The organism is Cyanobium sp. WKJ7-Wakatipu, from assembly GCF_024345355.1.
GTDB classification, from domain to species: domain Bacteria; phylum Cyanobacteriota; class Cyanobacteriia; order PCC-6307; family Cyanobiaceae; genus Cyanobium_A; species Cyanobium_A usitatum.
Map to the genome: position 1 here is coordinate 18,084 of NZ_JAGQAY010000029.1, position 13,948 is coordinate 32,031.

Consider the following 13,948-nt stretch of genomic DNA (forward strand, 5'->3'; position numbering starts at 1 on the left):
GATAAAGCTCAGATGCCTACCAAAAACCTGCAGCAGATGACCAACAGATCAGCTCAGTACAGGGGCGTTAGTGGGCAAGGACAAAGGCAGTGAGCGAGCGGTTCTTCGAGGATCCGATCCTCAACTCCCCGTACGAACAGCCGAGCCGGCACTGGGAACTCGATAAGGACGGCATCCCCACTCAGCAAGTCGTGGAGTTGCGGCGTGAGTCGCGGCTAATCACGCCAATACCCAAGCCCAAGAAGCGGGGAGGAAAGGAGGAGCAGCGGGTTCTGGAGTTCGAAGCCCAGGGGCTGTCGGAAAACGATCAGCAATACGAAGTAACCCAGCAGGTCAACTCGATCCGCAAGCTGGTGGAGGAGTGGCGCCAGTCGCCCGAGAGCCAGTGGAAGGTGACTTCGGAGACGGCACGACTGCTGAAACACTGGCGCCACCACAAGTTTCAGGGCATCCGTCCGTTCTTCTGCCAGATCGAAGCGGCTGAAACTGCCATCTGGCTGACGGAGGTGGCACCGGAGATCGGCAAGCGCGGCAAAGATATCCTCGAAAAACTGGAAAGCGCCAACGACGAGGCCAACCCCGGTCTGTTCCGGATGGCCCTAAAGCTGGCGACCGGCGCAGGCAAGACCACCGTGATGGCGATGCTGATCGCCTGGCAGACGATCAACGCGGCCCGTCACCCCGGCAGCAGCCGCTTCACCAAGGGCTTTCTGGTGGTGGCGCCAGGCATCACGATCCGCGACCGGCTGCGGGTGCTGAAGCCAAATGACACCGAGAGTTACTTCCGGCGGATGGAGCTGGTGCCACAAGACCTGGTGGGAGAGCTGGGCAAGGCCCGGATCGTGATCACGAACTACCACGCCTTCCGCAAGCGGGAGCTGCTGGATCTAGCCAAGGGCACGCGCCAGTTCATGGAGGGCTGGAGGGGTGAGCAGATGGCCACCACCGAAACAGAAGGCCAAATGCTCCAGCGCGTGATGAGCGAGCTGATGGGCATGAAGCAGGTGTTGGTGATCAACGATGAAGCCCACCATTGCTATCGGGAAAAGCCGATCAGCGATGAGGAGCGCGACAAGATACAGCTGAGTTCAGAGGAGAAGGCAGAAGCCAAGAGCCACCGGGAAGCGGCGCGCATGTGGATCTCGGGAATCGAGGCCGTAAGCCGGAAGATCGGCAAAGGCCAGCAGCGGGTGATCGACTTGTCGGCCACACCGTTCTTCCTGGCCAGCTCCGGCTACACCGAAGGCACGCTGTTCCCATGGACCGTCAGCGACTTCTCGCTGATGGATGCCATCGAAAGCGGAGTTGTGAAGCTGCCGCGGGTGCCGGTGGCCGACAACATCAGCAAGGAGATGCCCTTCTACCGGGAGCTGTGGAAGAACATCAAAAAGAGCATGCCCAAAAAGGGCCGGGGCAAGTCTGGTCAATATGCGCCTGACAGCCTGCCCACGGAACTCAACACGGCAATCGAAGCGCTTTACGGCCACTACGTGACGACCTTTGAGCTGTGGCAAGAAGCCGGCTTTGAAGTGCCGCCGTGCTTCATCATCGTCTGCAACAACACCTCCACCTCGAAGCTGGTCTATGACTACATCTCGGGCTATGAAGTGGAAGATGAGCGTGGCGATAAGCAGATTCGTAAAGGAGCCTGCCCCCTGTTCTCCAACTACGACGACTACGAACGCCCCCTACCCCGGCCACGAACGCTCCTGATCGACAGCGAACAGCTTGAGAGCGGTGAGGCCCTTGATGCCAACTTCAGGGAGATGGCGGGGACAGAGATCGAGCAGTTCCGCCGCGAGATCATCCAGCGAGAGGGTGCTGGCGCTGCAGGGACCAAGCTCAGTGATGCCGATCTGCTGCGGGAGGTGATGAACACGGTGGGTAAGCCGGGCAAGCTCGGGGCCGACATCCGCTGTGTGGTTTCGGTGGCGATGCTCACTGAGGGCTGGGACACCAACACCGTGACCCATGTGCTCGGCGTGCGGGCTTTCAGCACACAACTACTTTGTGAGCAAGTTGTGGGCCGCGCCCTGCGCCGCCAGAACTATCAACTCAATCCAGACACCGGTCGTTATGACGTGGAATATGCCGATATTCTCGGCATCCCGTTTGATTTCACGGCCCAGTCGGTCAGGGCCAATCCGAAGCCACCACCGAAAACCATTCAAGTAAAGGCCATCAGCCCAGATCGAGATCGCCTGGAGATCGCTTTCCCCAACGTTCTCGGCTACCGAGTTGAACTGCCGGACGAGGATGTAACTGCAACATTCGGAGAAGATCATGTATTGGAGCTCACTCCCTCGCTGGTTGGCCCTGCCATCACTAGTAATCAGGGGATCATTGGTGAAGGGGTGCAGCTCACCTTGGAGCGCACCAAGGATTTACGCAAATCAACAGTGATCTTGCACCTGGCAACCCATCTGGTGATGACTAAGTATCCCGATGGTCAAGGTGTGCCGCGGACTCACCTGGTCCTGAAGATGAAAAAAGTGGTACGCAACTGGCTGGACGAATGCCTTGTCTGCAAAGCGGGCACCAATCACGGCCAGCTGGCTTACCGCAAGATTGCCGACATGGCCTGTGAGCGCATGCTGTCAGCGATTGTGGTGAGTGCCGGAGCAGACAAGAAAAGACTAGCCATCCTGGATCCCTACAACCCCACTGGCAGCACCATGGACGTGAACTTCAATACAGCCAAGACGCTGCGCTGGGAAACCGACTCACGCCGCTGCCATGTGAACTGGGCGATCTGTGACAGCACCTGGGAGCAAGAGTTCTGCAGGGTGCTCGATGCCCATCCCAAGGTGCGTCGCTGGGTCAAAAATCAGTCGATGGGCTTCGAGGTACCTTATCTGCTCGCTGGAGAGCCGCGGCGCTACATCCCAGATTTCATTGTGGTGGTGGATGACGGCCGGGGTGAAGATGATCTACTCAATCTCGTTTGCGAAGTGAAGGGCTATCAACGCGAGGACGCGATAGAAAAAAAGAACACAATGGAGACCTACTGGGTGCCCGGGGTCAACAACACAGACAAGTTCGGACGCTGGGCCTTTGCTGAATTCCGAGACCCGATGGTTATGGAGAATCAGCTGTCAGAAGCTGTACAAGAGGAAGTAAATCACGTGCTGGATTCCGTGCTCGCCGTGGAGGTTGCCTGAGATGCCTAAGAAGCCAGCCAGCGAGAAGCAGATCGAGAGCTTCTCGCACGACGATGCCTCACGCCGGAACATCCCACCGGCTGAGTACCAGACGATGGTGCAAAACCAGGAGAAAACACCGCTTCAGGTGGCTTACGAGCGGCGGAATCCTGATCTAGACCCACAGCTGATCTGGCGCGGCAAGGATCTGCTGGATGAATCGCCACAAGTGGTGAACGCTCCACCGCTCTACATCCAGGAGAAGATCCACCCGAAGGTGCTGATCGATGACCTGAAGCGCCGAAGCAAACAAGGTGAAGGGGAAAGCGCGCAGATTGACCTATTCTCAGCTTTCAATGGGCTGCCTTCGGAGGAGGCCAAGACTGAGTTTTATCAGCACGACCAGAACTGGTCGAACCGGATGATCCTGGGCGATTCGCTGCAGGTGATGGCCTCCCTGGCTGAGCGCGAGGGCTTACGGGGCAAGGTGCAGTGCATCTACTTCGACCCGCCATACGGCATCAAGTTTAACAGCAACTTCCAGTGGTCCACCACCAGCCGTGATGTGAATGACGGCAAGGCCGACCACATCACCCGTGAGCCCGAGCAGGTCAAAGCCTTCCGCGACACCTGGCGCGATGGCATCCACAGCTACCTCACCTACCTGCGAGATCGGCTCACCGTAGCCCGCGATCTCCTCACCGATTCCGGCTCCATCTTCGTGCAAATCGGGGATGAAAATGTCCACCGCGTCCGGTCGGTGATGGATGAGGTATTCGGTGAGGATAACTTCATATCACTTATTTCGGTAAAGAAGAGTAGTGCGCAAACGTCGAACCTGCTTACTGGTTCGAACGACTATCTTTGCTGGTTTGCTAAAAATACCACCCGCGTGAAGTATCGACAGCTTTTCGTTGATAAAGGCTTCGATACGGATGCTGGCTCTGAATACCGATACGCGCTTGGAGAACATCGCGAGCGTCTACAAATCCCGTCGGAGTATTTGGCAGGGGAAAAGGAGCTCCCTCAGGGTTGGCGGCCTTACAGACCAAGCCCACTTACTTCGCAAGGTTTCCGAACGAACACCACAGTGCCCTTCACTTTTGAAGGGAAGGAATTTCACCCAGGCTTAGGCGCTAACTGGAAAACGACCCTTGCAGGACTGAAGAGGCTTGTCGCGTGCGACCGAATCTTGGCTCGCGACAAGTCGCTTTCGTATCTACGACTCATTGGCGACTATCCGGTCTATACCATCAACAACGTCTGGGAGGATACCAAGTGGGGATTCGACGCTCGCGACAAGACTTACGTCGTTCAGACGAATACGAAGGTGTTGCAACGCTGCCTTCTCATGGCCACGGACCCCGGCGACCTCGTGCTCGACCCGACCTGCGGTTCCGGCACCACCGCCACCGTCGCCGAGCAATGGGGCCGCCGCTGGATAACGATTGACACTTCGCGCGTTGCGTTGGCGCTTGCTCGTGCCCGCATCATGGGCGCGCGTTATCCGTTCTACCTACTGGCCGATTCCCGCGACGGCCAACGCAAGGAAGCCGAAGTCACCCGTACCGCGCCTAGTTCGCAGCCCGTGCAGGGGAACATCCGGCAGGGCTTCGTCTACGAGCGCGTGCCGCACATCACGCTTAAGTCCATCGCCAACAACGTGGAAATCGATGTCATCTGGGAGAAGTGGCAGGCGAAGCTGGAGCCGTTCCGGCAAGAGCTGAACACCTCGCTGGGTAAGACCTGGCAGGAGTGGGAAATTCCTCGTGAGGTTGAGGCCCAGTGGCCAGATGCGGCGAAGACACTGCACACGGAATGGTGGCAGGCCCGCATCGCCCTGCAGAAGGAGATCGACAAGTCGATCGCGGCCAAGGCCGAGTTCGAATTCCTCTATGACAAGCCCTACGGCGATAACAAAAAGGTGCGAGTGGCTGGTCCATTCACAGTGGAGAGCTTAAGCCCGCATCGCACGATGATTGTTAATCATGACGATTCCTTGGTGGATCCTCATAAACAAGGAGCCACGTCGGAAGGGGCGACTGACTTTGCTCAAATGATCCTCGATACACTCCGTGTCGCCGGAGTGCAGCAGGCTCATAAGGAAGACCGCATTAGTTTTGAATCCTTGGAAGGTTGGCCTGGCAGCTACATCGCTGGCAAGGGTGCCTACCGAGACTCCGATGACACCCTGGAAACAGCTGGCATTTTCATTGGCCCTGAGTTCGGAACTGTCTCTCGTGTCGACCTGGTGGAAGCTGCCCGGGAGTGCGCCGACGCCGGGTTCAATGTGCTGATCAGCTGCGCCTTCAACTACGAAGCCCAGTCCACCGAGTTCAACAATCTTGGCCCTCTTCCGGTACTCAAGGCCCGCATGAATGCCGATCTACACATGCAGCCCGACCTCAAGAACACCGGCAAGGGCAACTTATTCGTGATCTTCGGCGAACCTGACATCGACATCCTCGATGCACCAGAGGACAAGATCCAGGTGAAGATCAATGGGGTTGACGTCTTCGACCCTTCAACAGGTGAGGTGCGCAGCGACGAACCGGCCACCATTGCCTGCTGGTTCATCGACAGCGACTACAACGGCGAGAGCTTCTTTGTGCGGCAGGCCTACTTCCTTGGCCAGAACGATCCCTACAAGAGCCTCAAAACCTCCCTCAAGGCTGAAATTGACGCGGATGCGTGGGATTCTCTGAACAGCGATACATCTGTTCCCTTCGCCAAGCCATCAACGGGGCGCATTGCCGTCAAGGTGATTAATCACCTTGGGGATGAGGTCATGAAGGTCTATCGGGTGGCCTGATGCAGTTTCTGCTCGCCGACACTTTTCAAGGCAGTCTTGATCGCCTGAGTGGCGAGGAACAGAGGGCTGCCAAGGTGGCGGCCTTCGAGCTGCAGATGAACTCAGCCAACCCTGGTCTGCAGTGCCATCGGCTAGAAAATATCAAAGACAAAAACTTCTGGTCAGCTCGCGCCAGTCGTGACATCCGCCTGATCTTTCACCGCGTGGAGAGCAGCGTGATGCTCTGCTTCGTCGGCCACCACGACCCCGCCTACGAGTGGGCCTCGCGGCGCAAGATCGAAACCCATCCCGTCACCGGTGCCGCCCAGATAGTTGAGATCCGCGAAACCGTCCGCGAGATCCAGATCCCCCTCTACGTCCCGAGCGAACCAGCTCCTGCGCCGGAGCCCAAGCGGCCCCTATCCAACCTCACAGAAGACGAGCTGCTGAGCTACGGGGTACCTGCCGAGTGGATCCCAGACGTCCGCACAGCGGACGACGACATGCTCCTGGTGATCGCCTCCCACCTTCCCGGAGAGGCAGCAGAAGCGATCATCGACCTGGCCACTGGCACAACGCCTCTCAAGCCCAAAGTGGTGCCGCCGGAGAAGGGCAATCCCTACGAGCACCCCGATGCCCAACGTCGCTTCCGCGTCGTAACCGGCACTGAAGAGCTGGCCCGAGCGCTTGATTACCCCTGGGAGAAGTGGATCGTCTTCCTCCACCCCTCCCAGCGCGACTGGGTGCTGCGCTCCTTCAACGGCCCCACCCGGGTGCAAGGCTCCGCTGGCACCGGCAAAACCGTGGTGGCGCTGCACCGTGCCGTCCACCTGGCACGCACCAACACCGATGCGCGGGTACTGCTCACCACCTTTTCAGCCCCCCTTGCAGCCCTACTCCGGGAAAAGCTGCATCGCCTTATTGATGGTGAACCCGCCCTGGTTGAACGGCTGGATGTGCTTGCCATGCAGGAGTTGGGTGAGCGCATGCACGCCGCCCACCTGGGCAAACCAAACCGGATCGACTCGGAGGATCTCGACGCCCTGATTCGCCGCCATGCACCGGGCGAGATCAGCAGGATCTATGGCGAGGACTTCAGCGTGGAGGAGTTCCGCGACATCGTCGACGCCTACTACTTGCATGACTGGGAGAGCTACCGGGATGTGCGCCGCCTAGGCCGCAAGAGCCGCCTCAACGAAGCCAAGCGCCTTCTCCTCTGGGAGGGCTTTGCGCAAGTGATGCAGGAGCTCGAATCCCAGAACCTGATCACCGAGCACCAGCTGTTCCACCGCACCGCTGATCAACTGCAGCGCACAGCCGCGCGGCCTTACCAGCACATCGTGGTTGATGAATGCCAAGACATCACCGCAGCCCAGCTGCGCCTGCTCGCGGCTATCGCCGGCACTGGACCTGATGCCTTGTTTTTTGCGGGAGATTTGGGGCAGCGAATCTTTCAGCAGCCGTTCTCGTGGAACCAATACGGCATCGACATCCGCGGCCGCTCCCGCACCCTGCGCATCAACTACCGCACCTCCCAGCAGATCCGTCAGCAGGCCGATCAGCTGCTCGATCCAGAGTCCCGTGATGTAGACGGCAACGTGCAGGATCGCCGCGGCGCCGTATCGGTGATCAGCGGCCCTGATCCAGTCATCCGCGAATGCGAAGACCACGACAGCGAGATCGAAGCGGTGGCCAGCTGGATCCAGGAGCGCCTAGCTGAAGGCCTCACCCCAAAGGAGTTCGGCGTGTTTGTGCGCAGCCCACAGGAGCTCGCGCGCGCTCAGGCCGCTCTGGAGCTGGCCGACCTGCCCTACGAGCAGCTGCAGCCAACCGCCATGCGCCTCGGCAGCAAAGCCACCCTCTCGACCATGCACCTGGCCAAGGGCTTGGAGTTCCGTGCCGTGGTCGTGATGGCCTGCGACGAGGACGTGATCCCCAGCGCCGATCGCATCAAGGCCCTTGCTGACGAAAGTGACCTGGAAGAGGTGGTGGCCACCGAACGCCACCTGCTCTACGTGGCCTGCACTCGAGCCCGCGATCATCTGTTGATCACCAGTGGGGATACATGCTCTGAATTCGTAGAGGACCTGCTCGGATGAAGCAACCCACGCCAGAAGCTCTCCGCGTTGCCGAATCCGCCCGCAGCATCGCCCTGCAGATGCTTGAGGAACGAGGCCGCGGAGCCGTGCTGGTGGGTGTTGCCCGCGTTGATGCGGCCTTGGAGCATCTCCTGCAGGCCGTGATGCCTGTCGCTTCCAGCAAAGAGGACGGTCTGTTTCTGCCTGAACGCCCGCTTGGATCAATTGGCGCAAAGGTGGCCTTGGCCAGCCGCCTGGGCTTGATCGACTCAACGGTCGAGCAAGCTCTCAATGCTCTGCGCAAGCTGCGCAATGCCTTTGCCCACTCAGCCGAGTCGGCCTCACTTTCAGATCCTGCCCACAGCTCACGCCTGGGAGGCATCTACAAGGAAGCCAGGGTCAACCCCTTGTGGGGGCCATTGGAAACAGCCTTAGCTGCTCAGACCAAAACAGCCAAGGCCGAGTTGGATCCAGACCTGCGCAACTACATCCTGCTGATCACAATCCTGGTTGCCTTTCTGGAAGCCACTGCACAGCAGCTGCAGCCCATTCGGCCACCGCTGGTGATGGCTTTCTCTGGCATCAGCAGAAGCAACGGCGCTCACCAGGCCTCCTGAATAAGCACTGGTGCTTGCAGTCCACTTTTATTAAGGACATAGCTCTAAGAGGTCGAACCACACTGTGAAACTCAATCGGCCGTTCCGATACCGGCTGGTCGCTCCTGCACAATCCTTGTACCCAGCGAAACTCTCAGGGTTGCTGGACTCTTCGTTGGACATGGTGTTTCAAGCCCTCCCTGAACAACCCCCGTAGTTGAGCTGATCTTGCTGCTTATGCAACAGGGGATGGAGAACATCCAGGCAGACAGTGCCTGCGGCAGCAGCGGTCTCAGCCCGCCAACGCGATAATAATGCAGAACCTGCATGAAATTCAGTGCTGGCAGTGCTTTGCAAGGTGTGAGGATTGCTGCAGGCTGAGGCAAATCCGTGCAGAATCTGGTTGCAAAAGCTGAACAAATAGCTCGGTTTTCTTACGCCTTTGGCTGTTTGGGCTACCGACAGCCGAGGCAAACTCAACGCTAACTTCCAGCACAAGAGCGATTACTCAAAGTGGAGTGCCCGAGTGGAGATGTGCATCAAAGACCTGTGCTTGCCAAGGATCAGCTCCGCTGAGCTGAGCTTCGAGGCCCTTAGCAACACCCAGGCATCCAAGAGCGGCGAAAGCAACGTGGACCTAGCCGGTCTCATCGAATGAACCACCATGCGCTGCATGAACCTGAGCACCCTGCAGATCTCCAGTACCCAGCGGGCCAGCTTCAACAGCCTTGTCGCTAAAAACGAGATGGTCATCTCCCAGCGAAAAGCAAAGCGTCTGGAACCCAAGCGCAGACGCCTCGAACCCTCAACAGGACAGATCGTGTCCGGCTTTTTAGTAGGGAGCACCACCTGCTCAGGTCATGGCCCCGGCAAGAATGTTGTTATCGCCCCCTCAGGAGCTGGAGGCAGTGCCTTTGGTGGGGAAGCGATCGATCCACCCAAGCCCCAGCTGCCCAACCGTTATGTGGCATCGGTCAGACTCGACCCCAGCCGCGCCAGCCTGCAAATGAGCGCCTTCGTGGAGGAAGTGATGTCCCACCTGCAGGCCCTACCCGGCGTTCAGGTCGAGATAACCCTGGAGGTGCAGGTCAACGCACCAGGCGGCATCGATGACCAGCCCGCTCGCATCGTGCTGGAGGACTCGGCAGCACTGAAGATCGACAAGCCGGGGTTGTATCGAGATGCCTGACTTAACTGGTCAAGGAACCATGGATGGCTCCTGCTGGTTTGTGGGCGCCATGATCAACCGTGGCGACGATCAAACCGATCGATTCATCGACGAAGGGATCTGGGAGCACGACTTCGACGACAACAGCAGGGTGCTGGCCCAGGTGCGCTCGATGCAGACCGGCGAGCGCATCGCCATCAAGGCCGCCTACATCAAGAAGCGCGGCCTTCCCTTTGAAAATTGGGGCAACACCGTCTCGGTGATGTCGATTAAGGCCACCGGCGTGATCGCTGAAAACATGGGCGATGGCCGCCACCTGCGGGTGGACTGGCAGCGCGTCAGCCCGGCTCGCGAGTGGTACTTCTACACCTACCAACCCACGATTTGGAAAGTCACTCCCGGCGACTGGAAAACCGATGCCCTGATCGACTTTGCCTTCCAGAACAAGCCGCAGGAAATTGATCGCTTTCGCAATGCCCCCTACTGGCGCGAGCGCTTCGGCACCGATCCAAAGCAGCACAAGCGGTTCCGCTGGGCCCGCTTCTACCAGGCCATTGCCGATGGGCTGCTCAGCCATCGCGCCGACCGCAGCCAGCTGATCGCTTTTCTGCAGCAGCTCCAGCCCAGCGTGGAAGGACTGGGCCTGCTCAGCGGTGATCAGTTCACCGATGGCAGCAAGGGCTTCATCCAGGACATCGACCCTTTCACCCTGATCGGCCTCTTCAACCGAGGCATCAAAGACAGCAACCGCCAGGCAATCGCTGCCGCCCTGGCCTATTTCCTGGGTGTGGAGGAGGCCGTACCCGAGAGCTTCGAGGGGATCCCGGTGCTCAACAACCAGATGTCGTGGTTCTTCCCCTACGCCAAAGATCGCGACCCCGCCCACATTGATGTCCTCTGGCAGATGTTCCAGAGTGGCCTTGCTCTGGCTGAGGGCGACACAGAGCAGGCCATTGACGCATTCAGCCGCGACTTCGATGCAGCCATGGCCTACTACGGGGTGGCCTGGAACCTCACTTTCGGGCTCTACTGGTGTCGCCCCTGGAGCTTCCTCAGCCTTGACGGGCGCTCGCGCGTCTACATCAGCGAGAAGCTGCGGCTCCCCATCGGCCGCAATGGTCCCAAACACCGTTGCAATGCCGCCGAATACCTACAGCTGATCGAGTCGCTCAAACAGCGCTTCGAGGAGCCCGACTTCAGCGTGCACTCCTTCCCAGATCTGTCTCTAGAGGCCTGGACTTACACCGGAATCGCACCCGAACCCGACGACGAATCGGAAGACGACGAAACCGCAGTGGTTGAACCCGTGACGTCGGTGACGCCCTACGGCATCGACAACATCGTGGCCGATGGCTGCTTCCTGCCCCGAGGCGAGTTGGAGCGCATCCGCCGCCGCCTGCGCGACAAGAAGAACCTGATCCTCCAGGGCCCGCCCGGCACCTGTAAAACCTGGCTGGCCAAGCGCCTCGGCATGGCCCTGGTGGGCCATGTGGTGCAGGAGCCGCAGCTGCGCTCCGTGCAGTTCCACCCCAACCTCTCCTACGAAGACTTCGTGCGCGGCTGGCGCCCCAGCGGCAACGGCGGCCTCGTGCTGCATGAGGGCGTGTTCATGCAGATGGTGAAGGCTGCGCTGGAGCACCCCAGCCAAACCCACGTGCTGGTGATCGAGGAGATCAATCGAGGCAACCCCGCCCAGATCTTTGGGGAGCTACTCACCCTGCTGGAGGCCGGCAAGCGCACACCGCGCGATGCCATGCAGCTCTGCTACCCCGACCCCGACGGGAACCATCGGCCGGTCTACGTGCCCGAAAACATGGTGGTGATCGGCACGATGAACATCGCCGATCGCTCCCTGGCCCTAGTGGACATGGCCTTCCGCCGGCGCTTTGCCTTCGTCGAGCTCGAGCCGAGCCTGGGCAAGACCTGGCGCGAATGGGTGGTGACGAGTCTGCAGATGGAACCGGCCATTGCCGCCAGCATCGAGCAACGCCTTGGTCAGCTAAATGCCGCCATCGCCGCCGACAGCCGTCTTGGCAAGGCCTTCCGGATTGGCCACAGTTATGTCACCCCCACCCAGAGCCTGGAGGGCCGCTCCAGCCGCGATTGGTTCGCTGAAGTGGTGGCCAGCGAACTGAAGCCCCTGCTACAGGAGTACTGGTTTGACGCTCCAGAGGAAGCCGAACGCCAGGCAGCGGCATTACTGGAGGGTTGGTAAGCCCAGCCGGCTGCACCAGAATGCACCCATGGTCATTGCCACTACCGCACCCATAGAAGAGCGCCTGGCAGGCATGGCGGCTGAGATCCGCCAGCTGGTTCCGGCTGCCGAGGTGCGCCTGTTCGGCTCCAGGGCCCGTGGCGAAGCCCGGCCTGATTCCGATGTCGACCTGCTGATCACCGCCCCAGACGCCTGGCTGGCCACCCGAGATCGCTTTGCTTTGCTTGGTGATCTGTGGGGGGCCGTGGCGCAACCGGATCTATCCGTAGACCTGGTGCTGCACTCCACCAGCGAAGCGGCTCGTCGCGCCCAGGAACAGGGATCTTTAGTGCAACAGGCAATCCACGAGGGCGTGTTGCTTCATGGCCACTCCTGAAGCGGAGCGCCTGCTGCGGGTTGCGCGCCGCGACCTGAACATGGCGCGTCGGCTGCTAGATCCCGAGGTGGAAGAGGCCAGCTGGGGCTGGGCGGCCCAGCAGTGCTTGGAAAAAACTCTCAAGGCTTGGCTGCACATTGTTGGCACCAAGCCTCCCCAGACCCACGATCTCGCCCGCCTGCTGCTGCTTTTGCAGGACTCGGGTGTTGACATCACAGAGCTGCTACCGCTGCGAGCCTTCACCACCTTCGCGGTGCAATGCCGCTACGACGACGAACCGGAACATCTCGGTTTGGATCGCGCCGCTTGGTGCAATCGGGCGGAAGGCCTGATCGAGCACGTCCAGAACCGGATCGGGTGATGCGGCGATGAGTATCCCGGTTCGCAACATCTGGTGGTTGATGCTCTACGCATCAGACCTCGGCAAGGAGGCCACTCCCAGCAACCTCGCCGCTGAGGACCTGCCCGATGACATCCCTGATCTGGTGGCCGAGATCCTGGCCAAGGCTGTAGAGCAGCGCCAGCGCCGCCAACTAACGACGGCTTTCCTGCCCAGAGAAGCGGTGCTCACCCGTGTGCGAGGGCGCATCGATCACCTCATCACCGCCAGAAGGCAACTGCTGGCTAAGGGGCAGGTGGCTTGTCGGCTTGAGGAGCTCTCGATCGATAGCCCCCGCAATCGCTATGTGCGCGCCGCTCTCGACACTGTGGGCAGGTTGGTGCGCAAGCCCGAGCTGGCTCACCGTTGCCGCAGCCTTGCCCATGGCCTGCGCCTGCAAGGAGTGGTTGGAGAGCCGCCCACCCGCCAGCAGATCAGCAGCGAACGCTTCGGGCGGCACGACCACGCCGACCGGCCCATGCTCGCCGCAGCTCGCCTGGCGATGGATCTGGCCCTGCCCACCGAGGAAGCAGGCACGAATGCGCTGCTCGATCCCCAGCGCTGCGTGCACTGGCTGCGGCATCTCTACGAAAAGGCGATTGGCGGCTTCTACCGCCTCCACCTTGATGACGCGCACTGGGTGGTGAACACGGGTAAGACGCTCAGCTGGCCCATCGAAGAGGCCACTGCTGGCATCGCCCAAGTGTTTCCCTCCATGCGGACCGACATAGTGATCGACCGTCGCGATCAGCCCCAGCGCCTGGTGATCGACACCAAGTTCACCGGCGTGCTTGGCCGTGGCTGGTACCGCGACCACTCACTCCGAGCCGGTTACGTTTACCAGCTCTATGCCTATCTGCGCTCCCAGGTGAGCCGCGGCGATCACAGAGCCAATCATGCGGCAGGGCTACTGCTTCATCCCGCCATCGACGGAGACTTCGATGAATCCGTGTCGATTCAAGGGCACCAGATGCGCTTTGCCACCGTTGACCTGGCTGGCAGCCACCAGCAGATCAAGGAGCGGTTGCTGGGATTAGTTAGACCTATGCGCTGACTGCATATCTTTGGAAGTTACTTCAGGGCACCTCGAAAAATCGCAAGACCGCTTGATAGCGACCGAATTTGAATTATACTAAGGCTTCAAGATTACATGCTTTCCATGGGCCAGCGAGGTTTCTGGGACGAACAACAAAGAGTTGCAAAGC

General features: G+C 59.8%; 10 protein-coding genes. All 10 read left to right on the forward strand.

Translation table 11 applies throughout. The features are described from left to right. The first annotated feature begins 89 nt into the window (after positions 1 to 89). A complete protein-coding gene (locus KBY83_RS12855) occupies positions 90 to 3,161 on the forward strand; it encodes a BPTD_3080 family restriction endonuclease (protein WP_255019920.1) in 3,072 nt (1,023 codons plus the stop codon). A gap of 1 nt (position 3,162) precedes the next feature. Then, positions 3,163 to 5,952: a site-specific DNA-methyltransferase gene (locus KBY83_RS12860; RefSeq protein WP_255019921.1), complete on the forward strand. Its 2,790-nt coding sequence runs from the start codon at positions 3,163 to 3,165 to the stop codon at positions 5,950 to 5,952. Next, positions 5,952 to 8,030, forward strand: a complete 2,079-nt coding sequence (locus KBY83_RS12865; RefSeq protein WP_255019922.1) for a 3'-5' exonuclease — start codon at positions 5,952 to 5,954, stop codon at positions 8,028 to 8,030. Before KBY83_RS12860 ends, KBY83_RS12865 begins: the two co-directional genes overlap by 1 nt. Further along, positions 8,027 to 8,626, forward strand: coding sequence for a hypothetical protein (locus KBY83_RS12870; RefSeq protein WP_255019923.1), 600 nt, complete (start codon positions 8,027 to 8,029; stop codon positions 8,624 to 8,626). The genes KBY83_RS12865 and KBY83_RS12870 overlap by 4 nt, the downstream gene beginning before the upstream one ends. Positions 8,627 to 9,047: 421 nt before the next feature. Next, positions 9,048 to 9,263, forward strand: a complete 216-nt coding sequence (locus tag KBY83_RS12875; protein ID WP_255019924.1) for a hypothetical protein — start codon at positions 9,048 to 9,050, stop codon at positions 9,261 to 9,263. A gap of 6 nt (positions 9,264 to 9,269) precedes the next feature. Continuing rightward, positions 9,270 to 9,794, forward strand: a complete 525-nt coding sequence (locus KBY83_RS12880; protein WP_255019925.1) for a hypothetical protein — start codon at positions 9,270 to 9,272, stop codon at positions 9,792 to 9,794. Between the two features lie 19 nt (positions 9,795 to 9,813). Next, entirely contained in the window at positions 9,814 to 11,988 is a 2,175-nt protein-coding gene (locus KBY83_RS12885) for an McrB family protein (protein WP_255019926.1), read from the forward strand. Positions 11,989 to 12,016: 28 nt separating this feature from the next. After that, on the forward strand, positions 12,017 to 12,364 hold the full coding sequence (locus tag KBY83_RS12890) for a nucleotidyltransferase domain-containing protein (protein WP_255019927.1): 348 nt from the start codon (positions 12,017 to 12,019) through the stop codon (positions 12,362 to 12,364). Next, entirely contained in the window at positions 12,351 to 12,725 is a 375-nt protein-coding gene (locus KBY83_RS12895) for a HEPN domain-containing protein (protein WP_255019928.1), read from the forward strand. Before KBY83_RS12890 ends, KBY83_RS12895 begins: the two co-directional genes overlap by 14 nt. 7 nt (positions 12,726 to 12,732) lie before the next feature. Continuing rightward, on the forward strand, positions 12,733 to 13,797 hold the full coding sequence (gene mcrC / locus KBY83_RS12900) for a 5-methylcytosine-specific restriction endonuclease system specificity protein McrC (protein ID WP_255019929.1): 1,065 nt from the start codon (positions 12,733 to 12,735) through the stop codon (positions 13,795 to 13,797). Positions 13,798 to 13,948: the final 151 nt, after the last annotated feature.